This is a genomic window from Myxococcus faecalis, assembly GCF_050039385.1.
GTDB lineage: Bacteria > Myxococcota > Myxococcia > Myxococcales > Myxococcaceae > Myxococcus > Myxococcus fulvus.
The window spans coordinates 784,962-809,121 of sequence record NZ_CP144336.1 but is presented as its reverse complement, the minus strand read 5'-3'; the positions used below and the strand labels follow the sequence as shown (position 1 = coordinate 809,121).

22 protein-coding genes are annotated in these 24,160 nt (G+C 69.9%); 14 read left to right on the top strand and 8 right to left on the bottom strand.

Annotation, left to right across the window (positions count from 1 at the left end; all coding sequences use genetic code 11):
* Nucleotide 1: 1 nt before the first annotated feature.
* Together VZQ01_RS03090 and VZQ01_RS03085 are read right to left on the bottom strand one after the other, a co-directional pair.
* Nucleotides 2-1,693, bottom strand: a complete 1,692-nt coding sequence (locus VZQ01_RS03090; protein WP_426746870.1) for a DUF4091 domain-containing protein — start codon at nucleotides 1,691-1,693, stop codon at nucleotides 2-4.
* A gap of 25 nt (nucleotides 1,694-1,718) precedes the next feature.
* Nucleotides 1,719-2,525: a DUF3108 domain-containing protein gene (locus VZQ01_RS03085; protein WP_223746759.1), complete on the bottom strand. Its 807-nt coding sequence runs from the start codon at nucleotides 2,523-2,525 to the stop codon at nucleotides 1,719-1,721.
* 330 nt (nucleotides 2,526-2,855) lie between these two features.
* On the opposite strand from VZQ01_RS03085, the gene VZQ01_RS03080 reads away from it, so the two are divergent.
* The gene (locus tag VZQ01_RS03080) at nucleotides 2,856-3,065 is read left to right on the top strand and encodes a hypothetical protein (protein WP_141323204.1); all 210 of its coding nucleotides are present in this window, start codon (nucleotides 2,856-2,858) and stop codon (nucleotides 3,063-3,065) included.
* 15 nt (nucleotides 3,066-3,080) lie between these two features.
* Here the strand turns inward: VZQ01_RS03080 and VZQ01_RS03075 are convergent, their stop codons facing one another.
* Nucleotides 3,081-3,752 carry a YggS family pyridoxal phosphate-dependent enzyme gene (locus VZQ01_RS03075; protein ID WP_426746869.1) on the bottom strand — a complete coding sequence of 224 codons (672 nt, stop codon included), beginning with the start codon at nucleotides 3,750-3,752 and terminating at the stop codon, nucleotides 3,081-3,083.
* Nucleotides 3,749-4,348: a Maf family protein gene (locus VZQ01_RS03070; protein WP_223746760.1), complete on the bottom strand. Its 600-nt coding sequence runs from the start codon at nucleotides 4,346-4,348 to the stop codon at nucleotides 3,749-3,751. The genes VZQ01_RS03075 and VZQ01_RS03070 overlap by 4 nt, the downstream gene beginning before the upstream one ends.
* Before the next feature lie 50 nt (nucleotides 4,349-4,398).
* Here VZQ01_RS03070 and VZQ01_RS03065 point away from each other — a divergent pair, with 50 nt between their 5' ends.
* Complete coding sequence (locus VZQ01_RS03065; RefSeq protein ID WP_141323208.1) at nucleotides 4,399-5,493, top strand: sensor domain-containing diguanylate cyclase; 1,095 nt, start codon at nucleotides 4,399-4,401, stop codon at nucleotides 5,491-5,493.
* An 83-nt stretch (nucleotides 5,494-5,576) separates the two neighbouring features.
* On the opposite strand, the gene VZQ01_RS03060 is transcribed toward VZQ01_RS03065, so the two are convergent.
* Nucleotides 5,577-7,145 carry a peptidylprolyl isomerase gene (locus VZQ01_RS03060; RefSeq protein WP_174816718.1) on the bottom strand — a complete coding sequence of 523 codons (1,569 nt, stop codon included), beginning with the start codon at nucleotides 7,143-7,145 and terminating at the stop codon, nucleotides 5,577-5,579.
* Nucleotides 7,146-7,363: 218 nt separating this feature from the next.
* Between VZQ01_RS03060 and mreC the strand changes: the two genes are divergently transcribed.
* The 5 genes from mreC (at nucleotide 7,364) to VZQ01_RS03035 (ending at nucleotide 12,716) form a co-directional block, all read left to right on the top strand.
* On the top strand, nucleotides 7,364-8,224 hold the full coding sequence (mreC, locus tag VZQ01_RS03055) for a rod shape-determining protein MreC (RefSeq protein ID WP_141323211.1): 861 nt from the start codon (nucleotides 7,364-7,366) through the stop codon (nucleotides 8,222-8,224).
* Nucleotides 8,221-8,721, top strand: a complete 501-nt coding sequence (locus VZQ01_RS03050) for a hypothetical protein (RefSeq protein WP_046712899.1) — start codon at nucleotides 8,221-8,223, stop codon at nucleotides 8,719-8,721. Before mreC ends, VZQ01_RS03050 begins: the two co-directional genes overlap by 4 nt.
* A complete protein-coding gene (gene mrdA, locus VZQ01_RS03045; protein ID WP_223746762.1) occupies nucleotides 8,718-10,757 on the top strand; it encodes a penicillin-binding protein 2 in 2,040 nt (679 codons plus the stop codon). The genes VZQ01_RS03050 and mrdA overlap by 4 nt, the downstream gene beginning before the upstream one ends.
* Nucleotides 10,741-11,892 carry a rod shape-determining protein RodA gene (gene rodA, locus VZQ01_RS03040; protein ID WP_223746763.1) on the top strand — a complete coding sequence of 384 codons (1,152 nt, stop codon included), beginning with the start codon at nucleotides 10,741-10,743 and terminating at the stop codon, nucleotides 11,890-11,892. The genes mrdA and rodA overlap by 17 nt, the downstream gene beginning before the upstream one ends.
* Nucleotides 11,893-12,029: 137 nt before the next feature.
* Entirely contained in the window at nucleotides 12,030-12,716 is a 687-nt protein-coding gene (locus VZQ01_RS03035) for a PilZ domain-containing protein (RefSeq protein ID WP_408890842.1), read from the top strand.
* 116 nt (nucleotides 12,717-12,832) lie between these two features.
* Here VZQ01_RS03035 and VZQ01_RS03030 read toward each other — a convergent pair whose 3' ends face one another.
* Both VZQ01_RS03030 and trxA read right to left on the bottom strand, forming a co-directional pair.
* The gene (locus tag VZQ01_RS03030; protein ID WP_046712903.1) at nucleotides 12,833-13,162 is read right to left on the bottom strand and encodes a hypothetical protein; all 330 of its coding nucleotides are present in this window, start codon (nucleotides 13,160-13,162) and stop codon (nucleotides 12,833-12,835) included.
* Nucleotides 13,163-13,633: 471 nt separating this feature from the next.
* Nucleotides 13,634-13,963 carry a thioredoxin gene (trxA, locus tag VZQ01_RS03025; protein ID WP_223746765.1) on the bottom strand — a complete coding sequence of 110 codons (330 nt, stop codon included), beginning with the start codon at nucleotides 13,961-13,963 and terminating at the stop codon, nucleotides 13,634-13,636.
* 179 nt (nucleotides 13,964-14,142) lie between these two features.
* On the opposite strand from trxA, the gene VZQ01_RS03020 reads away from it, so the two are divergent.
* The 7 genes from VZQ01_RS03020 to VZQ01_RS02990 all read left to right on the top strand — a co-directional run bounded on the left by VZQ01_RS03020 (nucleotide 14,143) and on the right by VZQ01_RS02990 (nucleotide 22,169).
* Nucleotides 14,143-14,523, top strand: coding sequence for a hypothetical protein (locus VZQ01_RS03020; protein ID WP_194869015.1), 381 nt, complete (start codon nucleotides 14,143-14,145; stop codon nucleotides 14,521-14,523).
* A 34-nt stretch (nucleotides 14,524-14,557) separates the two neighbouring features.
* On the top strand, nucleotides 14,558-15,373 hold the full coding sequence (locus VZQ01_RS03015; protein WP_141323221.1) for a cytochrome C assembly family protein: 816 nt from the start codon (nucleotides 14,558-14,560) through the stop codon (nucleotides 15,371-15,373).
* Between the two features lie 2 nt (nucleotides 15,374-15,375).
* Nucleotides 15,376-16,710: a glutamyl-tRNA reductase gene (hemA, locus tag VZQ01_RS03010; protein ID WP_223746766.1), complete on the top strand. Its 1,335-nt coding sequence runs from the start codon at nucleotides 15,376-15,378 to the stop codon at nucleotides 16,708-16,710.
* On the top strand, nucleotides 16,707-17,648 hold the full coding sequence (gene hemC / locus VZQ01_RS03005) for a hydroxymethylbilane synthase (protein ID WP_141323224.1): 942 nt from the start codon (nucleotides 16,707-16,709) through the stop codon (nucleotides 17,646-17,648). The genes hemA and hemC overlap by 4 nt, the downstream gene beginning before the upstream one ends.
* 42 nt (nucleotides 17,649-17,690) lie before the next feature.
* Nucleotides 17,691-18,425, top strand: a complete 735-nt coding sequence (locus tag VZQ01_RS03000) for a uroporphyrinogen-III synthase (RefSeq protein WP_426746868.1) — start codon at nucleotides 17,691-17,693, stop codon at nucleotides 18,423-18,425.
* A 118-nt stretch (nucleotides 18,426-18,543) separates the two neighbouring features.
* Nucleotides 18,544-20,340: a zinc metalloprotease gene (locus VZQ01_RS02995; RefSeq protein ID WP_426746867.1), complete on the top strand. Its 1,797-nt coding sequence runs from the start codon at nucleotides 18,544-18,546 to the stop codon at nucleotides 20,338-20,340.
* The gene (locus VZQ01_RS02990; protein ID WP_426746866.1) at nucleotides 20,325-22,169 is read left to right on the top strand and encodes a GspE/PulE family protein; all 1,845 of its coding nucleotides are present in this window, start codon (nucleotides 20,325-20,327) and stop codon (nucleotides 22,167-22,169) included. Before VZQ01_RS02995 ends, VZQ01_RS02990 begins: the two co-directional genes overlap by 16 nt.
* A gap of 52 nt (nucleotides 22,170-22,221) precedes the next feature.
* On the opposite strand, the gene VZQ01_RS02985 is transcribed toward VZQ01_RS02990, so the two are convergent.
* The gene (locus VZQ01_RS02985; RefSeq protein WP_426746865.1) at nucleotides 22,222-23,667 is read right to left on the bottom strand and encodes a DUF7481 family protein; all 1,446 of its coding nucleotides are present in this window, start codon (nucleotides 23,665-23,667) and stop codon (nucleotides 22,222-22,224) included.
* Nucleotides 23,668-24,160 lie beyond the last annotated feature (493 nt).

Here is a 24,160-nt window from a genome sequence, read left to right as displayed (position 1 = left end):
ACTACGGGGTGCTCTTGGGCGTGTGACGGCCCGGACGCTTCGCGAATTCTGATGCCAACCACCGCTGCCGGAGCCTCGCCGTCACGAGCTGGCGGACCTGCGTCCATTCTCGCGCATCCCGGCGGATGTCCCAACCGGACCTCACGAGCTTGCGCGCCGCGTCTTTCGCGAAGGCCTCGTCCCCCAGCGCGGAGAGCAGCCGGAGGTACTCGTAGTCCTCCAGTCCGTCGCGCAGGTGCTTGAGGCGCAGGGACGCCACGGGGTGGTGTCGGAAACCTCCCAGGCGGCCGGGCGTGCCTGGGTAGAAGAGGGTGCCGTCGCCGTTGCCACCGAACTCGAACACGTCGGTCCAGACGTCGTGCTTGGTGTTGTAGGCGAAGACGGTGTCGAAATAGAGCTCACCGTCCACGCCGCTCGTGAATGCGAGCAGGCCCATGGCGCGGTTGAGCACGGCGGGGTGGTCCACCATGTACGAGGCCCAACCGCTGTAGCTCTTCTCCTGGGCACGCTTCTGGGACGGGCCCCCATCACAGCCATGCGAGTTGCAGCTCTGGTACCACCAGATACGGGTGCCTTCGGGAAGCTGCTCGCGCATCTGGGCAATGGTGTGCACGGCGCGGCAGGTCTGGGGGCCGGGGCGAGGGAAGAAGCAGTTGAGCGTGGGCGCGAGGATGTCGGCGGCGCTCGCGAGCGGCTCCTCCATGGGCGTGGTGATGAGCACGCGGCTGCCCCCGGCGGCGCGCACGCGGCGCGACTGCGCGAGCACGAGCGGCACGTCCTCCGGCTTCGGCTCGTCCTTGGCGTAGAAGAAGAGCTGCGCGGGCCAGCCCTTCGTCCGGTAGTGCTCGGCGAACGCGCGGTAGTACGCGACCTTGCGCTCCTCGGTGTCCGCCTTGCGGCTGTCGCGCACGTCCGACGTGGTGAAGCGCGCACCCGACGCCAGCAGGCTCCCGTCGAGGAAGGGCGCCATCTCCGCGTCGTAGTCGCTCCAGTCGATGATGGGCGTGTCGCCCTCGAAGCGCACGGACGGCGGCGTCATGCTCATGCCATGCGCGCTCACGCGGTGCTCCAGCAGCACGCGCGCGTAGTCGCGCAAGAGCTCGCGGGCCTCCGGTGACTCGGGGGTGAGCCCGTGGCCCCGGGCGATGCTGTACAGGGAGATGCCGAAGCTGGTGGCGAGCGAGGACGTCGCCGGCAGCGCGAAGGGCTGCACCTCCACCGTGAAGGGGACGCTCACGTGCTCCAGCTTGTTGAAGCTCGCGCGCAGGCGACCCTGATAGGTGCCCGGCGTCTGGTCCTCCTTCGCGCAGACCTCCACGTAGAGCACGACGGGGCGGGGTGGGGCGTCGTCACGCTCGGGCGCGCCGAGCGGCAACAGGGCATCGGGCCACGGGCCCACGTCCCCCTCCGAGTTGGAGGGCACCTCGACATCCAGGTAGCCCACGCGCCAGATGTCCGCGCGCAGCGCGTCCGACGGACCGCCGAGCAGCAGCGGCTTCACCTTCAGGCGACGGGCCGAGTCGGGCAGCACCACCTGCGTGCCCTCGCACTCGCCGCGGGCCACGCTCAGGCGGGCCACGGGGCGCGACGCGAAGGCGGAGCCCGGGCGCACCTTGACCAGGGGAGACACCACCCTCGGCTCCGGCGTGGCGGCCAGCGCCGCCATCACCACCCACGCCCATCCCGCGCCCATCCGCCCCCTTCACTCTCCAGCGGTGCTACCCACCGCTCTCCGCGCTCGCCACCGCCATCGTCCGCCCCGGCTGGTAGTCGGTGATTTCCGCCACCACCGTGCCGAGCGCGAAGTCCGCCTCGATTCGCACCGGGACATGCCGCGCGTCCGTGGTGAGGTAGACGAACATGTCCCGCTTCGACGTCAGGCTGCCGCCGAACTCCGCCTGCACCCGCGTCTTGAAGACCTCCTGCGTCCCCAGCTCCGTCTTCAAGGTCTCGCGCGACTCCACCTTGGCGCGCATGGTGAAGCTCTTGCTGCCGGTGAACACCGGGTAGGCGTACTCGCCGCCCACGACGAGCTCTCGGTTGCGCAGCGCGAACGTCGCGCCCGTCACGTCGAGCGTGCCCTCGGCCACCTCGGCGGTGGACTCGCGCGGCGCCTCGCCCTCCTTCTGCTTGACGACGAAGACACTCTTGCCATCCGGCTGCAGCTTGATGCGCTGGCGGCGGCGCTTGCCGTTCTCGTCCGCGTGCAAGTCACTGCCCACCACGCGCTGGGTGTCCGCCTTCCAGTAGGAGACGAACTTGTCCTTGATGGGCCACACGCCGATGAGCGCGTCCGAGCGCGCCACCGCGACGATGGGCCACACGTCCTCGCCCCACTGCTTCATGGGCGCGCCCACCGTCACCTGCGCGGTGCCCGCTGTCATGCCCAGGTACTTCACGCGATACTGCGCCTGCTCACCGGGGCCGAACGCCGGGTTCGCGGAAGACTCCTGGCCCAGGGCAGCCGCCGACCAGACCAGGCCCGCAACCACCGCCGCGAACCCCCAATTGGACTGCGCACGCATCGAGTGAGCTCCATCGCAAGGAAGTTAAGTAGCCCGCCTGCTACTCGCCAGGCCATGCCCCCGAACCATTCCCGCCACTCCACATTTCCCATCGACGTGCCTATGCGGCGGGCATTCAATGGACGCCCGCTCCCTCGTCGTGGGGGCGACCTGAGGGGCGGAAGGGGACATGAGTCTCGCACGGAGGGGCCCCACGGCGCTTCCCGGCCCCCTGAACCCGGCCGCCCTGCGGCGCGCCGGGCGTGTCCACCGGCCGACACCGCTGCTAGCCTCCCGAAGAGAAGGCGGCCCCGGCTGGAGGTCGCCCCCTTGCCCTGGAGACGCGGGAACATGGCCGGTGACTACGATTTCGACGACGACGACGCCAAGGAGACGACCAAGGGCGGCCGCCTCAAGGAGTTCGACTGTCCGGGCTGCGACGCCAACAACCCCGTGCACGATGGCTTCGGGGATGGGGACGAGCTGCGCTGCAACTACTGCGGCTGCGAGTACAAGGTGAAGATCAGCGCGGAGGGCCGCGCGAAGTTCAAGGAGATCTGACCCGCGCGCCGGCCCTCAGTCCCGCTCGCCGAAGAGGGCGGTGCCCACCCGCACCAGCGTGGCGCCCGCCTCGATGGCCAGCTCGAAGTCGTGGGTGGTGCCCATGGACAGCCCGGGCAGGCCATGGGTCCGCGACAGCTCGCGCAGCGCGTCGAAATAACCGCGCGCGCGGGCCACGTCGTCCGTGGGCGGCGGCAGCGACATCAGCCCCACCAGCGTGAGGCCCGGCAGCGCGCGCGCCTGGCCCAGGAAGTCGGGCAGGGCGGCGGGCTCCAGGCCCGACTTGGTGGACTCCCCGCCCACGTTGACCTCGACGTAGCAGGGCAGGGGAGAGGTGCCCTCGCGCCGCTTGGACAGCTCGCGCGCCACCTCCAGCCGGTCCAACGCATGGAAGGCGCTGGCCACCTTCGCCACGTACTTCACCTTGTTCGTCTGCAGGGGACCGATGGCGTGCCAGCGCAGGCCCTCCAGGTCCGACAGCTCCTGGGCCTTGTCGCGCAGCTCCTGCGCGTAGTTCTCCCCGAAGTCGCGCTGACCCGCGGCGTATGCCTCGCGGATGAGCGCCGCCGGCTTGAGCTTGGACACGGCCACCAGCGTCACCGACTCCACCGGACGCCCCGCGCGCTCGCACGCCTTCGCGATGCGCGCCTTCACCGACGCCAGCCGCTCCGCGAGGCCCGTGCTCATGGCGCGGGCTTCCAGGCCAGGGGCACGCCGGCGCGCGTCAGCAGCGCGAGCGTCTCGCCCAGCGGCAGGCCGACGACGTTGGTGGGGCTGCCCTCGATGCGCGCGACGAGGAAGCCCCCCTTGCCCTGGATGGCGTAGGCGCCCGCCCGGTCCACCGGCTCGCCCGTGCCCACGTACCAGTCGATTTCTCCGGCGCTCAGCTCACGGAAGGTGACGCGCGTGTGGACCGCGAGCGCCTCTTCATGCCGCCCCGCGAGCGCGACGCCCGTGTACACATCGTGTGTCTTGCCGGACAGGCGGGTGAGCATGGCGCGAGCCTCGGCCGGGTCCTGGGGCTTGCCCAACAGCGTCATGCCCAGCGCCACCGTGGTGTCCGCCGCGAGGACGAAGGCGCCAGGGGAGCGCCCGGCCACCACGCGGGCCTTCTCTCGCGCCAGCCGCAGGACGTAGGCGGCCGCCTCCTCGCCTGGGTGGGGTGTCTCGTCGATGTCCGCCGCGGAGACGGTAAAAGTGAGCCCCAGTTGCGACAGGAAGTCCCGACGGCGGGGAGAACCGGAGGCCAGGACGAGCAACGTTTGATCAGCGTGCGTGTGCATGTTACGGCTCCAGGCCTTAGCAGACTTGCGCCTCGGAGTGGACTCTACGGATGAATCCCGCGGACCTCCTGTCGGCCATGAAGCGGACGGTGGAGCAACTGGCCGCCTACAACGAGATGGCGAAGGCGTTGACGTCCACGCTGGAGCTGCGCGAGGTGCTCGCGCTCGTCATGCAGAAGGTCAGCAGCCTGCTGCTGCCTCGCAACTGGTCCCTCATCCTCCAGGACGAGCGCACCGGGAAGCTCTACTTCGAAATCGCGGTGGGCGAGGGCGCCGGCGTCCTCAAGGGCCTGCAGCTCAACCCCGGTGAGGGCATCGCCGGGGCCGTGTTCTCCTCCGGGGTCGCCCGGCTGGTGCACGACGTGGGCGGGGACCCCAGCTTCGCGCCCCGCTTCGACGAGGCCTCCGCCTTCCACACCCGCTCCATCCTCGCCGTGCCGCTCCTGTCGCGTGGACACGTGCTGGGCGTCATCGAGCTGGTCAACGGCCCCACGGACCCCCCGTTCTCCAACGACGACCTCACCACGCTGACGGCCATCGCGGACTACGCGGCCATCGCGATTGAGAACGCGCGCAACTTCCGCCGGGTGCAGGAGCTCACCATCACCGACGAGCACACCGGCTGCTACAACGCCCGGCACCTGCGCGCGCTCCTGGACACGGAGGTGAAGCGCTCGGCGCGCTTCCGCCACCCGCTGTCGCTCGTGTTCCTGGACCTGGACCACTTCAAGAGCGTCAACGACAGGTTCGGCCACCTCATGGGCAGCGCCACGCTGAAGGAGGTGGGCGATTTGCTCATGTCCCTGGGGCGCAACGGGCTGGACGCCGTGTTCCGCTACGGGGGCGACGAGTTCGCCATCCTCCTCGTGGAGACGGACCAGGACGGCGCCGCGCACATCGGCCAGAAGGTCTGTGAGGCCTTCCGCGGGCGCTCCTTCCTCCAGGAGCACGGCCTGGACGTGCGCGTCACCGCCAGCGTCGGCGTGGCCACCTATCCGGACCACGCCACCTCCGCGCTGGACCTCATCCGCTCCGCGGACTTCGCCATGTACGGCGCCAAGGCCCGGGGCCGGGATGCCCTCTGCGTCGCGGAGCCTCCGGGCCCGGACACGCCCTCCGGCGGCTCCGACTTCCCGGTGCGCTGAACACGGGCCCTGCAAAAGCGAGAGGGCCGGGGAGGGAAGTCCCTCGGCCCGGCCCTCACGTGCTGTCAGCTGAAGCGGGTGACTTACCCGGCGCCGACCACCGAGTCGATGGCCTCGGGGTTGGTCACCACGTTGCCGCCCTTCTTCAGCGCCTTGAGGAAGGACTCCGTCACTTCAATCTGCTTGGCCTGCTGGGCCTGCACGCGCAGCGCGTCCTTCTTCTGCTCGAAGCCCGCGGTGTCCGGCTTCTGGCGCTCCACCACCTGCGCCACCACGAAGCCCTCGCCCACCGGGAAGACCTCGCCCAGCACCTGGGGCGCGCTCACCGCGAAGGCCGCCTTCACCAGCGCGGGCGCGGGGCCCAGGTGCGGCACGGCCTCACCCTCGGCCGTGAAGCTGTCGGTCTCCACCGCCTCCGGACGGGTCTCCGTCTCGAAGCGCAGGAGCGCCGGCTGCTCCTTCTCCGCGGGGAAGAGCTCCTTGAGCGTCTTGCCACCCTGCACCGTGGCAAGCGCCTTCTGGGCCTCCGCCTTCGCCGTCTCCTTGGCGCGCTCCTGCTTGAAGAGCGTGGTGGCGATCTCGTCCTGGACCTCCTCCAGCTTCTTGTCCTGGGCCGCCTGCTTCTCCTCCACCTTCACCAGGTGCACGCCGAACTTCGTCTCCACCGGCGCCGTCACCTCGCCCGCCTTGAGCGCGAACGCCGCGTCCGCCAGCACCGGCTCCCAGCTGCCGCGCTCCACCCAGCCCAGGTCGCCACCGCGCGCCTTGCTGCCCGGGTCCTCGCTGGAGTCACGCGCCACCTGCGCGAAGTCCTTGCCGCCGTCGATCTCCTTCTTCAGCGCCTCCGCCTTCTTGAGGGCCTCCGCCTTCTGCTCGGCGGTCGCCTCCGGGGGCAGCTTCACCAGCACCTGGCGCGCGCGGATGCGCTCGGGCTGCTGGTACACGAAGCGGTTGGCCTCGAAGTAGTCCTTGATCTCCTTCTCGTGCGCCTTCTTCCACTCCGTCAGCTGAGCGGGCGTGGGGGCTGCGACCTTGTCCGCGTACATGGTGGGGAGGAAGCGCGCGAAGACGACCTTGGCCTGGTTGCCGTCCTTCTCGTAGCGCGCGCGCACCTCGTCGTCGGACACGGTGGCGTTGGCGCGCACGACCTCCATCATCTTCTGCGCGGCCAGCTGCCGGCGCAGCTCCGTCTCGAACTCCGGCGGCGTCTTCCGGTAGAAGTCGCGCAGCACCTGCTGGTAGCGCGCGAAGTCGAACCCGCCCTCCTTGGCGTGGAAGTCCGTGTTCTGATGGATGAGCTTGCGCAGCTCTTCATCAGAGGGGGTGATGCCGCGCTGCTCGGCCGCCTGGGCGAGCAACTCCGTGTTCACCAGCCTGTCGAGCACCTGGTTGTGCATGCCGAACTGGCGGGCCACGGACTCGGGGATGGGGCTGCCCTGCGCTCGCAGGAAGCTCATCTGCCGGGCCCAGGCCGTGGCGAAGTCGCGCAGCGGGATCTCCTTGCCGTTCACGGTGGCCACCGAGCCGGGTGCCGTCACCGGACCCGAGGCGCCGAAGCCGGTGCTGCCCGGCCCGAATTGCAGCGTGAACACCACCGCGATGCCGATGATGAACAGCAGGGAGAGGACCTTCCGGGGGTTCAGACCGTCCATTGTCGTCACTTCGGAGAGCAAACGCGCCGAGAAAAGTCGTGCGGAAGGACTCGCGACGCGGTGTTGTTGGTAGCCCGGCTGAAGGGTGGCGGACCAGCGACCACCCCCCTCGCGGGCCTTGACTGCCTAGGACACTGCACCAGAAAATGCAAGCGATTTAGAGAGTTTAGCCGCACCCCCTCCCTCCGCTTCCTCCTCCCACCCCGGAATTCCCCTCTGTGCTGTCGCTCCTCAAGCGATACCGGCGTCCCCTGATTGTCGGCGTCCTGCTCCTCTACCCGCTGGTCGCCTTCCTGCTGAGCGGGCGCAAGGGCAGGGACCCCAACCCCATCGACCGGGCGGTCATCGCCATCACCTCGCCCGTGCAGCAGGCGCTCACCGCCACCATCGAGGGCTCGGTGTCCGCGGTGCGCCACTACCTCGATCTGCGCGGGGTCCGGCAGGAAAATGACGCGCTGCGGCTGGAGAACCTCCAGCTGCGCGCCTCGGTGCAGGCCCTGGGGGAGTCGCGCACGGAGAACGAGCGGCTGCGCAAGCTGTTGGGGTACGCGGAGGTGGCGCCGGGGCCGGAGATTCCGGCGCGGGTGGTGGGCGTCAACCCGGTGGCGAAGCTCTTGTCGGTGCGCATCAGCGGCGGGGAGAAGGACGGGGTGTTCCGGGGCATGTCGGTGGTGACGCCGGACGGAATCGTGGGGCAGGTCATCCGGGCGACCTCCAGCTATTCGGACGTGGCGCTGGTGACGGACACGCAGAGCCGGGTGGCGGTGCTGGTGCAGCGCTCCCGGGCGCGGGGCACGGCGTCGGGGGCGGGCAGCGGGCCGCTCAAGCTGGAGAACATGTTGCGCACCGAGGACGTGGACAACGGCGACCTCATCATCACCTCCGGCACGGATGGCATCTATCCTCCGGGCCTGGTGGTGGGCCGGGTGACGAACCTGGAGAAGAAGGAGCACGGCATGTTCCAGGGCGCGGACATCGTGCCGGCGGTGGACACCAGCAAGCTGGAGGAGGTGCTGGTGGTGGGCAGTCCCTACAAGGCGATGGCGCAGGGCAGCGCGGCGGAGGGTGCGTCGAAATGAAGTTCCTGGTGACGGTGGGCATCGCGCTGGCGCTGCTCACGTTGGAGTCCGTGGTCGTCAAGCAGGCGGGGCTCGTGCTGGGCCGCATCGACGTCACCGTGGTGCTGGTGGCGTTCCTCGCGCTGCGCGCCACGCTGCTCGAAGGGGCCTTCTCCGCGTTCGCGGTGGGCTACCTGCTGGACCTGATGAGCGGCCAGCCCACGGGGCTGTTCACCTTCCTTGCCGTGTTCACCTTCCTCGTCGGGCGGCTGGTGTCCACCTTCGTGGACGTGCGCGGCGGGCTGTCGTTCGCGCTGTTCGCCATGGGCGCGGACGTGGGGCATGGCCTGCTCGCGGCCTTCTTCACCTGGCTGACGGTGAAGGATGGCGGCACGGCGCCGGCGCTCGCGGGGCTGCCGCTGCAGGTGGCGCTCACGGGGCTGGCGGCGCTGGCGCTCTTCCCGCTCCTGCGCCGCTTCGAGGCCGCGCAGGACCGTCCGGCGGGGTTGCTGAGGTGACGCCCCCCACGCTGGGCAACACGACGCCGGGCCGCGAGCTGCGCCGGCGCTTCCTGTGGCTGGGCCTGGCCATGACGGCGGGCCTGGCCCTGTTGTCCATCCAGCTCTACCGGCTGCAGATCACCCGCGGCGAGGAGTACTCCGCCAAGAGCGTGGCGAACTTCGTCAAGGAGGTGCGGCTGCGCGCCGACCGCGGCGTCATCAAGGACGCGCGCGGCACCATCCTCGTCGACAGCCGCCCGTCCTTCGACGCCGTCGTCACGCCCGCGTTCTGCACGGACTGCTTCGCGCAGGTCATCCCCCGGCTGGCGGAGCTGCTCCAGTGGGACGCGGACCAGGCGAAGAAGGTGGAGGACCTGGTGCGCCAGGGCCGCCGCAACGCGCCCTTCCAGCCGGTGCCGGTGCGCGTGGACCTGACGCGCGACGAGTATGATCGGCTGGCGGCGCGCCGGGACATCCTGGACGGCGTGGAGGTGGCGCCCGTCCCGCACCGCTTCTACCGGACCAACACGGTGCTGTCGCACGTGCTGGGCTACATGAACGAAATCACCCAGGACGAGCTCGAGCGGCTCAACGGCGACGGCGCGCGCTACGCGCTGGGGGACTACATCGGCCGGCGCGGCCTGGAGCGCTACTTCGAGCAGCGCCTGCGCGGCCAGGACGGCGTGCGCAAGGAAGTGGTGAACGCGCGCGGCCAGAAGATTGAAGAGCTCAACGTCAAGCTGGGCGACAACGCCGTGGTGCAGCCCAAGGCGGGCAGCAACCTGGTGCTCTCCATCGACATGCGCCTGCAGGAGGAGGCCGAGCGCGCCTTCCCCGGTGTCACCGGCGCGGTGGTCGCCATCGACGTGCACACGGGCTTCATCCGCGCGCTGGTGTCCCGGCCCGGCTTCGACCCCAACCTCCTGACGGGCCGCGTGACGCCCACGCAGATGGCACAGCTGTCGCGCGATCCGCTGGAGCCCATGGTCAACCGCGTGGCGGCCGAGCACTACAGCCCGGGCTCCACGTTCAAGGTCGTCACCGCGCTGGCGGCGTTCAAGTCCGGCGCGTTCCGTCCGGAGACGGTGGTGAACTGCCCCGGCGGCTACCGGCTGGGCGCGCGCACCTGGCGCTGCCACCTGGACCGAGGCCACGGCCACGTCGACGGCCTGGACGCGATGAAGAGCTCCTGCGACACCTGGTTCTACAAGGTGGCGGACACCATCGGCCTGGACCCGATTGGCGAGATGGGCAAGTCGCTGGGCCTGGGCAGCCCCACCGGCATCAACGTGGTGGCGGAGGTGCCCGGCATCATGCCGACCAGCGCGTACCACGACAAAGCCTCGCCCGGCGGCTACACCAAGGGCATGGCGCTCAACAGCGCCATCGGCCAGGGTGACAACAACGTCACGCCGCTGCAGCTCGCGCTGATGTACGCGGCCATCGCCAACGGCGGCACGCTGTACAAGCCGCAGATGGTGCAGCGGCTGGAGAACCTGGACGGCCAGGTCATCGAGGAGTTCAAGCCGGAGGTCGTCCGTCGGGTGGACCTGCCGCCCGCGCACCTGAAGGCCGTCATCGACGGCCTGGTGAAGGTGGCCCATGAGCCGGGCGGCACGTCGTACCGCTCGCGCCTGAAGTACATGCGCGACCTGGACGTGAAGGTGGCGGCGAAGACGGGCACCGCGCAGGTGGCGCGCCTGGGCGCCATCCGCCTGAAGACGCACCAGATGAGCTTCTTCGAGAGAGACCATGCCTGGTTCGCGGGCTTCGCCCCGGCGGACCATCCTGAAATCGCGGTGGTGGTGCTCAACGAGCACGGCGGCCACGGCGGCTCGGACGCGGCGCCCACGGCGCTGGCCGTCATCCAGAAGTACCTGGACCTGAAGAAGCTGGACGCCACGGCGCCGCCGCCGCGTCCCAACCAGCCCTACACCCCGTCGATGTTCCGCCCGCCGTCTCCCGACGAGGCGGCCATGACGCGGGGCGTGCGCCCCCCCACGCAGCTTCCGGGCGACGAGGAGTCCGAGGACAGGCATGCAACTCAGGATTGAGCGGCGGATGGTGCCCCACGTGCCGTGGGGGCTCATCTTCTGCGTGCTGGCCGTGGCCCTGCTGGGCATCTGGAACCTGGCCTCCGCGTCGCGCCCTCCGCTGGCGCCGGTGTGGTCCAGCCAGGCCCTGTACCTGGGCCTGGGCATCGTCGCGGTGCTGGTGGTGTGCCTGGTGGACTACCGCTGGATCCAACGCATGGCGATGCCCATCTACGTCGCCAACATCCTGGCGCTCATCGCGCTGCGCTTCGTCGGCCACACCGCCAAGGGCGCCGAGAGCTGGTTCGCCATCGGCCCGTTCCGCCTGCAGCCCGCGGAGTTCATGAAGATTGGCGTCGTGCTGATGCTGGCCAAGGTCTACCACGACGACTTCCGCCCCAATGAGCCGTCCTACGGCCTGGTGCGGCTGTGGAAGCCGCTGGTGGTGGTGGGCGTGCCCTTCATCCTCGTGCTGGTGCAGCCGGACCTGGGCACCGCGCTGATGATCGGCCTGTCGTCGCTCACCGTCATCCTCTTCGGCAAGGTGCGCTGGTACCTGGTGGCCACGTTGGTGGCGGGGGTGCTCGCGGGCGCCATCGTCATCTGGAACGACTACATCCGCGAGGTGCCGGAGCCCCGGCCCACCATCGTCCGGCACCACCTGAAGAAGCACCAGAGCCAGCGCATCTCCGGGTGGTTGGATCCGGAGGCGGACCTGCGCGGCAGCGGCTACCACGCGGCGCAGTCGAAGATCGCCGTGGGCAGCGGCGGCGTGTCGGGCAAGGGCTGGCGCGAGGGCACCCAGACGGGCCTGCGCTTCCTGCCCGAGCAGCACACCGACTTCATCTTCTCGGTGTGGGCGGAGGAGCACGGCTTCGTGCTGTGCACCCTCCTGCTGGTGCTCTATGGCGCCATCTTCATCTTCGGCCTGGGGGTGGGGTTCAGCGCCCGAGACAGGTTCGGCGCCTTCGTCGCCGTGGGCGTCGTGGCCATGCTCTTCTGGCAGGTGTTCGAGAACATCGGCATGGTCATCGGCTTGCTGCCGGTGACGGGCATCACCCTGCCGCTGATGAGTTATGGCGGGTCTTCCATGATGTCCGTGATGCTCAGCATTGGATTGCTGGTGAACATCAGCATGCGTCGTCACATGTTCTGAGACATCGCGAGCCGCGCGACGACGGGAGACTCACGAGGTCGTCACGAGCGCTCGGCGCCCGGCCCAGGGTGGTGTATGAATCAACCCACCAATTCCGGGGGGAGGGTGAAGCCCTCCCGGGCCGGTGGAGGTCAGGCATGCAGAGGAAGGGTGGGCAGAAGGCGACGGGGAGTGTCCGCGTGGCGGAGCTTCCCCATGCGGCGAGGGACGTGAAGCCCCCGGCGGCGACGGTGGTGGCCAGGCCGGGCGCTCCGGTGAAGGAGGAGCCGCGCAGGCCTCCCTCGGTGGCCCCCACGCCCGTGGCGGCGCTGTTGCCCGTCATCGAGAAGAACCAGGGGGAGCCCGAGCACCGGGAGTTCCCCCGGGCGCAGCTGACGACACGCTTCGAGGTCTGGGTGGATGACGACCAGGGCGGGCGCCGGTTCGCGGCGAGCCTGGCGTCCATCAACGTCAGCGTCAGCGGCGCCTTCCTGGAGAGCACCTTCTACCTGCCCTTGGGGACGGTGCTGGGCGTGAGCTTCTCGCTGGAGCCCGGCGCCGCGCCCGTGCGGGCCCGGGCCGAAATCGTCCGCGAGGAGCGCGAGGACGGCCCCGGGGGCCGCAGCGGCTTCGGCATCCGCTTCCTCGACTTCAGTGGACAGACGGAGGTGGCCCTGGCCCGGCTCTTCGTGGGCAACCGCCTGCGGGCCTTCGCGGAGGACTACCTGCGCTCGCAGCGGGCGCGCTCGCTGCCCAATGAGCTGGAGCGGGTGGTGGATGTGCTTTCGGCCTGGGAGCTGCTCAAGGCGACGAGCACGGAAGCGGACCCCTGGCAGGCGAAGTGACCCATCGTCCCTCCCTCGCGAGCCTGCCCGTCATGCGAGGGAATGCCCACCCCTGACACGCATTGACGGCGGGTGGCTCGCCCAGGGCCGTGGGCGCCACCGCGTACCGCCGTGTCTCAGGCGGGCTTGCCACCCGCCAACAAGCGACGCCGCTCCGCCTGGTAATGGGCTGAACACAGCCCCTTCGAGCGCTGCTCGCGCGTGCAATCCGGCATCGTGCAACGCCGGTCCGCCGCCACCATGTTGCCCGCAAGGGCCTTGGGCGGACGGCCGCGCCGACGGCTCGCCGACAGCGCATTGCTGCTCCCCGAGCCGCTCGACAGCGGCATGCCCTGGTTCATCGCTCGGAGGACGCCTCGGCCAATCGCGTCACCCAGCGCCTCCGCCCAATTCACCATGGCGGGGGTCAGGGGGACCTTCGACAACTCCTTACGTGGTCGTGCCATGAAAACTCCCGTGAAAACAGTCAAACAAAGCAAGACTCCCAATGCGCTTATTTGGCGGTGGATGTCAACGTTGTCAATACAGCCTGGGAGGGGTCTCTCATGACTCGCAAGTCGTCCCGAAAAATTGGTGACACGACTGCAAAGGGATACGTGTTTTCCACACGTGCCATGCGTGCTGATTTGCGCATCGCGGTGGATTTGTCCGCGCGGGTGAAAATGGCGCGAAGTCTGAGAAATCGCTGAGAGGGCACGAAAAGTTTGCGTGCGCGTGGCGTGGGATTGGCGGGGCCGCGCAAGGGACTCACGCTGGGTGCGAGACGAAGCGCGTCACGCGAAGGAGCGGAGCGCGGGTTGATTCGTCCCGGAAACGAAACGGGGTGGGGCGTCTGGCCGTACGACGAAGCGCCGGACAGGGCGTGGGCGGGAGGCATTGGCCTCGACCCGCCAGGCCCGTGCCCGGCGCTCGGAGGTCTACAGCGCCTTCTTGAGGGCGTCCTCGATGCGCGCCTTGGGGACGGCGCCGACGATCTGCTCCACGACCTGGCCGCCCTTGAAGACGAGCAGCGTGGGGATGGACCGGATGCCGTAGTTCTGCGGCGTGCCCTGGTTGTCGTCGATGTTGAGCTTGGTGAACTTCACCTGGCCCTTGTACTGCTCGGCGAGCGCGTCGATGGAGGGCGCGATGGCGCGGCACGGCGCGCACCAGGTCGCCCAGAAATCCACCAGCACGGGCTGCTCGGAGTCCAGCACCTGCTGCTTGAAGTCGCCATCTCCGACATTCGTCACGTTGTCGCCTGCCATGATGTCTCCTTGGGGCCCTCTGTGGCCTGCATGGCGCGTCGTCTAGTACGCGCCTCGTGGGGCTGCAAGAACCGGTGGGCCGGGGCCAGTCCGCCCGCAATGATGCGGCCGGCAGCCCGGGGTTTCACCTGGAAGGATCATCCGCCCCCCGGGCGCGGCGCTGGTGTAGGCTGGCGGGCGTGACGAAGCTCTTCCTGCCCCAGGCCCAGCTCGAGGAGTGGGCACTGGCTGACAAAGCGGACCTGCGTGACGGCCGGCTGGTGGTCATGGCCGAGGGTGGAACGGCCTTCGCCGTCTCACCGGCCGTGCATTTCCTGCAACTGGTGTCGGGCGAGGACACCCACGGCCTGGTGGCCAAGGTGAAGACCGAGGAGCAGCTCTCCCGACTGGGGGCCGAGCAGATGGCCGACTCGGTGCTGGTGGGGGAGTCCGCCTACGAGGTCGTTCCAGGGTATGTGACGGAGGTCCCCTCCGGCGCTCCGAAGCCGGAGGCGGCGGGGAAGAAACCCGATTCGGAGACGGACCTGTTGGCGGCGTTCCTCCTCAACAAGATGGGCTGATTCGCCTGTCTGCCGCGGTTATGAGCCTGATTCCATGAGCCACACGCTCGTATCGCTCGCCTGCCACGCCTACGGCATCGCCGCCGTGGCCTACCTCGCCTACCTCGTCCGCCAGTCGGAAGGGCTGGCCATGGCCGGTCGCGTCCTGGTGGGCGGGGGGCTGGTGCTCCACGGCGTGGCCCTGTTCGAGCTGTTGGGCGCCCAGGGCGGCCGTCCGGTGGGCCTGGCGCAGGGCTTCTCCGCGCTGGCCTTCCTGCTGCTCGCCATCTTCCTGGCGCTGGACGTGCGCTACCGCAGGCCCGTCATCGGCGCGTTCCTGACGCCGCTGGCGGTGACGGTGCTCCTGCCCGGCCTGCTGCTGCACGGGGGCCAGTCGCCGTTGCCTCCCGGCGTGCGCCAGCCCTTGTTGCCGCTGCACATCTCGCTGGCGCTGTTGGGGCTGGCGGCGTTCGCGGTGGCCGCGGGGGTGGGGGTCATGTACCTGCTGATGGAGCGGCAGGTGCGGGCCAAGCGCTTCGGGCTGTTGTTCGCGCGGCTGCCGTCGCTGGAGTTCCTGGACACCCTCAACCGGCGATTGGTGGTGTGGGGCTTCATCGCGCTGTCGATCACCCTGGCGACGGGGGCCTTCTTCGTGACGACCACGGTGGGTTGGCAGTGGGATGGCAAGTCCATCGCCACGGTGGTGGCGTGGGCGGTGTTCGCGGCGCTGGTCAACGCGCGCATCTTCGCCGGCTGGCGTGGGAGGCGTGTGGCATTGCTGACCATGGCGGGCTTCTGCCTGGTGCTGGTGTCCTTCCTCACCTCGTATGACGCGACGCCGACCGCGGCCGCCGTCATGAGGATTCCCTGAGTATGGAGCTCGTCTGCATTGGCCTGTCCCACCGCACGGCGCCCCTGGTGGTGCGCGAGCGGCTGGCCTTGTCCGAAGCGCGTCAGGTGGAGGTGCTGCAGAAGCTGGCGCAGGCCCCGGTGGAGGTGTTGTGGGTCTCCACCTGCAACCGGGTGGAGGTGTATCTGTCCGCGCCGGATGGGGGCGTGGCCCGGGAGCGCGCCGTGTCGGAGCTGCAGGCGCTGGGCGGGCCCGAGGCGGCCGAGCACCTGTATGAGCACCGGGGCGAGGCCGCGCTCATCCACCTGTTCCGCGTGGCGTCCAGCCTGGACTCCATGGTGCTGGGCGAGGCGCAGATCCTCGGCCAGGTGAAGGACGCGTTCGAGCGCGGGCAGGGCGCGGGCGCGGTGCGGGGTGAGCTGACGCGGGCGTGCGCGGCGGCGTTCGGCTGCGCCAAGCGGGTGCGCACCGAGACGGCCATCGGCCGCGCGGCGACGTCCATGGCGTCCGCGGCGGTGCAGCTGGCGAGCAAGGTGTTCGACGGGCTGAAGGGCAAGACGGTGCTGGTGGTGGGGGCGGGGGAGATGGGAGAGCTGGCGGCGCGGCACCTGCAGCAGGCGGGCGCGACGAAGCTCTTCATCACCAACCGCACCCTGGCGCGCGCGGAGGCGCTGGCGGCCGAGGTGGGCGGGACGGCGCGGCCCTTCGAGGAGCTCTTCACGCTGCTGACGGCGGCGGACGTGGTGGTGTGCAGCACGGCGTCGCCGGTGCCGCTGTTCACGCGGGACAATGTGGGCGCGGTGGGCAAGGCGCGCCGTGGCCGCCCGCTGTTCATGGTGGACCTGGCGGTGCCGCGCGACATCGACCCCGGGGTGGGCACGCTGGACTGGGTGCACGCCTACGACGTGGACGACATCCAGAAGTTCGTCGCGGACAACGCGGCCGCGCGCGCCGAGGAGGCGCACAAGGCCGGGGTATTGGTGGCGCAGGAGGTGGCGCGCTTCGTCAAGGAGCGCGCGCTGCGCGAGGGGATGCCGGTGCTGGCGAGGTTGCGGCAACGCGCGGAGGGGATTGCCCGCGCCGAGGTGGAGCGGACGTTGACGTCGCTGGGGGATGGGTTGACGGACAAGCAGCGCAAGAGCATCGAGGCCATGGGGCGCGCCATCGTCAACAAGCTGTTGCACGAGCCGACCTCGCGCCTGCGCGCGGTGGGGCCGGAGGGCGAGGGCAACCGGCTGGCGGGCGCGGCCGCGGAGCTGTTCGGGTTGCTCGAGGCAGAGCTGGAGGCGGCGGAGCAGCAGCCGCAGGCCCTGTCCGCGCAGGGCCCGGCGCAGGTGGCCACGGGGGCGAAGCGATGACGTCCGTGCGCATCGCCACCCGGCAGAGCCCGCTGGCGCTCTGGCAGGCGCGACACGTGGGCGCGCTCCTGAAGTCCCACCACCCGGGCCTCGAGGTGTCCTTCGTCGAGATGACCACCGAGGGGGACCGCTTCCTGTCCGCGCCCCTGTCCTCGGTGGGCGGCAAGGGCCTGTTCGTGAAGGAGATTGAGCAGGCGCTCATCGACGGGCGCGCCGACGTCGCGGTGCACAGCCTGAAGGACATGACATCCGAGCTGCCCGAGGGGCTGGTGCTCGCGGCCGTGCCCGAGCGCGAGGACCCGCGGGATGCCTTCTGCGGCACCGCGGGCCAGACGACGGTGGACGCGCTGCCCCAGGGCGCGCGCGTGGGGACGTCCTCGCTGCGCCGCAGCTGCATCCTGCGCTCGCGTCGGCCGGACCTCGAGATCGTGAGCGTGCGCGGCAACGTGCAGACGCGTCTGGCGAAGACGAAGGAGCTGGGGCTCGCCGGCGCGCTGTTGGCGCACGCGGGGCTCAAGCGACTGGGGCTGGAGCACGTCATCACGGAGGTGCTGTCCACCGACGTGAGCCTGCCAGCGGTGGGGCAGGGGGTGCTCGCCATCCAGTGCCGCGGGGCGGACGCGCGGGTGTGCGGTCTGCTCGCGCCGCTGGAGCACGCGACGACGCGGGTGGCGGTGACGGCGGAGCGGGCGCTGCTGGCGAAGCTGGAGGGCGGCTGCACGGTGCCGCTGGCGGGGCATGCCACGGTGTCGGAGGGCCAGGTGCACCTGCGAGGACTCGTGGGCCGGCCGGATGGCGCACACGTGGTGCGGGGCGAGGTGCGTGGCCCCGTGGCGAAGGCGGCCGAGCTGGGCGAGGCGCTCGCGGACGACCTGCTGTCGCGTGGCGCGGCGGACATCCTGCGTGATTTCGCTCGCCGCCCGGGCGCGCGGCCCTAGACTGCCGCGCGCGTGGAACGGCGACTGGAAGGCATCCGAGTCTTGGTGACGCGCCCGCGTGAGCGGGCCGAAGAGCTGTGCTTCCTCCTGGAGGACGAGGGCGCGGAGGTGCTCAGCCTCCCGCTGCTGGAGCTGCGTCCTCCGGAGGACCCGCGCCCGCTGGCGTCGGCCGCGGAGCACATCCAGCGCTACCGCTGGGTGGTGTTCGCCAGCCCGTCCGCGGTGGACGCGCTGCTGGACGCGCTCCGGGAGGCGGGCACGGCCGACAGGATCTCCCGCGTGAAGCTGGCGGCGGTGGGGCCTCGCACCGCGCGCGCGGTGAAGGGCTATGGGCTGGACGTGGCCGCGGAGCCCGAGGAGGGCACGGGGCAGGCGCTGTTCGAGATGCTCAAGGACGGCCTGCAGTCCGGAGACGAGGTGCTGCTGCCCGCGGCGGAGGACGGTCGGCGCGAGCTGGAGGACGCGCTGCGGGAGGCCGGGGTGCTCGTCACGCGGGTGACGGCCTACCGCTCGCTGCCGGCGGAGCTGCCGCTGGAGGCGCTGGAGCTGCTGGGGGCCTCGCCGCCCGACGTGGCGGTGTTCGCCTCGCCGCGCACGGCGGAGGCCTTCCTGGAGGCCGCGGGGCGCGAGCGGCTGGGCGCCGCGCGGGTGGTGGCCATCGGTCCGACGACGGCCTCGGCGCTGGAGCAGCTGGGGCTGCCGGCCTCGGCCGTCGCCGAGCGGCCCACGCCCGAGTCTCTGGTGGACGCCACGGTGCGCGCCGTCCGGGGGAACTGAGTCCCTGGCGGAAAGTGGCGTGGGTGCCACGAGGCGAATCGTTCGCGAGTAGACTGGCCGTCCCATCGCCCTGCCGGCCGCATGCCGGGAGTCAGGCGACGTGGGAGGGGTCTCATCGATGAATCGGGGTTCGCAGCGGAGCGCTGTCGTACTTGGGCTGTTGTTGGCCGCCACGGCGGCGGCGCAGCAGGTGCTGGAATACAGGGACCTGGGGTACCGGGTGCTCAGCACGCCGTCGGACCCCTTCGTCTTCTACGTGGACGGGCGTGCGGCCCAGCCCGCCGGCAATGACCTGGCCCTGGTGACGGCGGCCAGTCGCGCGGCTTTCGAGACCTGGCAGGGGACGACCTGCGCGTGGCCCACGTTCTCCTTCCCGGCGGACGGCGGCGTGGCGACGACGGGCTCGCCCATGGCGAACGTCGATGACCCGGGGGACCGCTTCAACGTCGTTCCCATCTGGGTGACGAGCGCGACCGATATTCACTTTCAGGACACGCTCAACGGAGGCGACAGGCCCGCGGCCGCGAGGGCGCTGACTTTCGGCGGCTACGTGTACCAGTGTGATGTCTATCTCAACGCGGTGAACTACGCCTGGTCCACGCTGACGCCCACGCCGGCGGGACGCATGGACATCCAGAGTGTGCTGACCCACGAGATCGGCCACTGCCTGGGGCTCGGTGACAGCTTCGAGGCCATTGGCGCGGTGATGTTCTTCGACCTGCCCACGGGCGTGACGCGGCGGCAGCTGGCGGACTACGACAGGACGGCGCTGTGCCGCTTCTATCCGAAGACGGGGGCGGTCGGCTCCCCGTGCGAGAGCGGCACGTGCACCACGGGCCTGACGTGTGTCACCGCGCCGTCCACGGTGTCGGGCAAGGACCTGAAGGTCTGCGCGAAGGGCTGCTTCGGCAACACCTCCGGCGAGTGCCCCGCGCCCTATGTCTGCCGCGACTCCTCGTTGGTGAATGGCTATACGAAGGCCTGTCTTCCGGCGCTGCCCGACGGTGTCACGCCCGTAGGCCGTGAGTGCACGCCGGGCCCGCGCAGCTGTGGCAACACCAACGGCGTCTGCATCGCGCCGGTGGACCCGCCCTCGGGCAATGGGGAGTTCGACCGGTGGGACCTGGGCTACTGCACGGAGACGTGCAGCGGCGAGGGCTCCTGCCCCGCGGGCGCCGAGTGCTCGGACGTCCCCGGCCAGGGCTCCATCTGTCTGAAGACCTGTACGCCCGGCGGGAGCGACTGTCGGCCCGGCTATACCTGCGAGACGCGCCCCGAGGGGAACCTCTGCGTCCCCGGTTGCTATGGTGATGCGGATTGCGACAGCAACTCCGTTTGCAGGACGTGCGACCGCGTCTGCGTGCCTCGGCAGACGGCGGGCAGGCAGGTGGGGGATGCGTGCACGGCGGATGCGCAGTGCGGCACCAACCAGTACTGCCTCTTCGCGGAGGGAGGCACGGAGGGCGTCTGCGCGCAACCGTGCTCGGTGGCGGCGTGCGCGTGCCCGGGTGGGACGTCGTGCCAGGTGGTGAACAAGGAGGGTGAGCGGGCGTGTGTCCGGGCCTGCTCGGCGACGTCGTGTGACGCGACGCTGAGGTGCGGCACGGTGGAGCAGGGCAGCTCCGCCTGTCTGCCTGTCTGCCGGACGGAGAAGGACTGCGCGCCCTCCATGCTCTGCTCGGCCGCGGGCACCTGCTACGATCCGCTGGCCAAGCCGGACGCGGGCTCGTGCACGCTGTGTAACGACGCGGGCACGCCGCCTCCGCCGCCCGTGGACGCGGGGCCGCCGAAGGGCCCGGGTGGTCCGGACGGCTGTGGCTGCCAGGGCGCGCCCGTGTCGGCGGCGGCCTTCCTGGGTGGATTGGTCCTGTTGCTGCTGGTGGCTGGAAGGAGAAGGACGTGGCACAAGCCGTGAGCGGCCCGAATGCGTCTGCCGTGAGGAGCCGGGTGGACTTCACCACGCTCTTCGTGCTGGAGGCGCTCGTCGGCCAGGGGCTGTTGACGCCCCAGCAGGCCCAGGAGGTGCTCGCGAAGGAGCCCGCCGCGCGAGCGCGTGTGCTCAAGGCGCAGACCGCGGCGAGCGGCAAGGACGCCGCGCGCTACGACGTGTCCCCGGTGGAGGTGGTGGCCGCGTTCCAGGTGCCGTTGGCCAATGGCCGCGGCGTGCTGGACGAGGACCGCGTCACCGAGGCGGCCGCGCGCGCCTCGGGGCTGACGTACCGGAAGATCGACCCGCTGAAGCTGGACATGGGGCTTGCGACGCGCACGGTGTCGCGGCCCTATGCGCAGAAGCACGTGCTGCTGCCGCTGGAGCGCACGCCGCAGGGGCGGCTGGTGGTCGCGGTGGCGAACCCGTTCGACCGGGAGTTGTTCGAGAGCTTCCACCGGCTGACGGGGCTGCCGGTGGAGCCGGTGCTCAGCTCGAAGGCGGACATCCTCAAGTCCATCTCCGACATCTACGGCTTCAAGAAGACGCTCGCGCGGGCGGCGGATGACTTCAGCGCGGCGTCGGGTGGGGCGCAGGTCTCCAACTTCGAGCAGCTCGTCTCGCTCAGCGGGACACAGGAGCTGGAGGCGTCGGACCGGCCGGTGGTGCAGGCGGTGGACTACCTGTTGCGCTACGCGTTCGACAACCGCGCCTCGGACATCCACATCGAGCCCAAGCGCGCCACGAGCGTGGTGCGGCTGCGCATCGATGGTGTGTTGCATCCGGTGTACTCGCTGCCGGCGCAGGTGCATCCGCCGATCGTGTCGCGCGTGAAGATGCTCTCGCGCATCGACATCTCGGAGAAGCGCAGGCCGCAGGACGGGCGCATCAAGACGGAGCGGGACGGGCGCGAGGTGGAGTTGCGCGTCAGCACGTTGCCCACGGCCTTCGGCGAGAAGGTGGTCATCCGCATCTTCGACCCGGAGACGTTGGTGCAGGACATCGCCCAGCTCGGCTTCGAGCCGGACGAGAAGGGCAGCTTCGAGTCGTGGATCGACCAGCCGCACGGGCTCATCCTGGTGACGGGGCCGACAGGCAGTGGGAAGACGACGACGCTGTACTCCGCGCTCAAGGCGCTGGCGGGGCCGGACGTCAACGTCACCACGATTGAAGACCCCATCGAAATGGTGTGGGACGCGTTCAACCAGGTGCAGGTGCAGCCCAAGGTGGGGTTGGATTTCGCCGGGGCGCTGCGGCACATCCTGCGTCAGGACCCGGACGTCATCATGGTGGGCGAGATTCGCGACGCGGAGACGGCGGAGAACGCCATCCAGTCCGCGCTCACCGGCCACCTCGTGCTGTCCACGCTGCACACCAACGACGCGCTCGGCGCGGTGGCGCGCATGCGGGATCTGGGCGTGCCGTCCTTCCTGCTGGCGCAGAGTCTGCTCGGGGTGATGGCCCAGCGCCTGCTGCGGCGGGTGTGCAGTCATTGCGCGGAGGAGACGTCGTTGACGCCCGACGAGCTCCTGGCGCTCCAGGCGCCGCTGCCGCTGTTGCCTGGGGGCGTGCGATTGCTCAAGGGCGCGGGCTGCGTACGCTGCCGCAACACGGGCTACATCGGCCGCACGGGTGTCTTCGAAATCGTCACCACGGGCAGGGAGCTGAGGGATCAAATCTCCCGAGAGGCTCCGTACGAGAAGCTCGTGGAGGTGGCTCGGCTCGGAGGGATGCGGACGCTGCGCGAGGCCGCCGTGCGGAAGCTCGCGCAGGGGCTCACCGCGTTCGATGAGGTGGTGCGGATGACGTCCGCGTGAGGACGGGCGCACGGTGTTTCACCGTGCGCCTGGGCCACGAGACGAACGGGCCTCAGTCGAGGGTGGCCCTGCCGGGGACCAGCTCACTGGCGGGGAGCTCCTCGCCGATGAACCAGCGCTTGCTGGTGACGGGGGGGCCCACCTCGGCGCAGCGGGTCGGCTGACCCGTGAGTGTGATTTTCGCGTAGGCGGGGCCCAGGTGGGGGGCTCCCAGATGGAAGACGCGGTGCGCGTCTCCTTCGGTGGTGGCCGTGACGACGGCATAGGGGCCCGTGTAGCAGTGCTCCTCGTAGGTCTGCGCCAGGGGCTGGGTGCACGAGGCATCGGCATAGAGCCCGAGGTTGAAGGCGGGCGTGGAAGGGAAGCAGCGCAACTGCCCGTTCGTGTCCGCCGCGAAGTGGCAGGCCGCGTCCAACCGGGTGTCGAACAAACCCATCGGGACATGGAGCGAGTCATTCATTCGGGCTCCGCGCACGACGAGGCGGCCATGGGTCTGCATGTCGACAGGGTTGGCTTCAGGCCAGCTCGTGGAGGGAATCTCCTGTCCGGCGCGATGGAGGCAGGGGCCGTTCGGGCCGAGGGATGACTCCATGCAGGTCCCGTTCTCGGACCTGGCATACAGCTCCGTCGTCTCAGGGCCTGTGGAGAACACGCTGACTCCGGTCTCGCAGCGGCTCGCGGGGTGCTCGACGGCGAAGCGGGGCGCATTGCAGGAGGCCGCCATGAAGACGGGCTCGCTGCAGCTCGCGTCCGAGGACAGTCCACCGAGGGCCGCGATGGCGACGTCCTGCCCCGAGGGCAGGCACCGCTGTGACGCGTCCTGGGCCCGCTGAACAGCGCAGGTGACGCCGTGTTCGGTGGCTTCGAGATGATGGAGGCTGAAGGAGCCATCCTCGCCTTCGACGAAGTGGGCCGCGATGCCGTCCTGGGACACGTGCTGGCGCAAGACGCCTTTCACGAACGTGTTGCCGGTGACCTCGCCTCCGAAACGGTAGGCCGCTCGCGAGGGGCTGTCCGGGAGGGCGTGGCAGCCCCCGGACGTGTCACGGAGGTAGACGGAGCCGGTGACACGAGCGCCCAGATGGAACAGTTGCTGGAGGCCCGCGGGAGGCGGTGCTTCCTTCGAGAGGATGGTCCCCGCGGGCAGCGGGTTGGCGGAAATGACACCTTCCTCGGTGCAGCTCGCGTCGAGGTAGAAGGGTGTCTCGTTCCGGGTGATTCGGTGGAGGTTGTCACTCAGGCAGTAGAGGTCTCCGTCGGGAGCCACGGGCTGCCAGGTGCAGGGACGAAGGCGTGCGGCGTCGTAGGTGGCCTCCGCCCAGCGCAGGCCCTCGGTCGTCGTCATCTGCTGGACCTTGATGCGCGAGCCTCCCTTGAAGAAGGACTCCTGAGACGTGAAGTCCGATTCCTCCTTGGGACCCGCACCTCTCTCCGTCGAATTCCCACAGCCCACTCCCCCCAACATCACCACCACCAACCCTGCACAGACGCGACGCATGACACTCCTCACGAGGCGGCGCGACCCTGGAACAGCCCCCACGCTGCCCCTGGTCGTCCGGGACGCGGATGCGCGCCCGCGACCTATACGGGGCCAGGGGCACAGTCTGGTCGGGCGACTCATGGAACGGCTTCGGACGACGCCGGAGCGTGTTGGCGCTGTGTCCCTGGGTGACTTTCCGTCAGGGAGCACTGTGATTGAGAGTCTGCCTTGACGCTTGCCTGCACTGAACTCTCGTTTGGAATCCAGGGCGGCCTGACCGCAAATGTTGACTTTTGAGCGTTTCAACTTGTAGGACGGAAAACCGATCATGTCTGCTCCGACAGCTCTCGCGGTTACGTCCTCTATTGGCTCTCCAACCATTGCGCCCACCACGCGGAGGAGAGGAGGCGTCAGGATCGGAAAGCGCATCATTCAAGCCTTGTCGTGTTTGGGCATGCTCCTCGTCGGAGTGTTGGCGTCGGATGCGAGAGGCGCATGCTCTCCTCCTGGT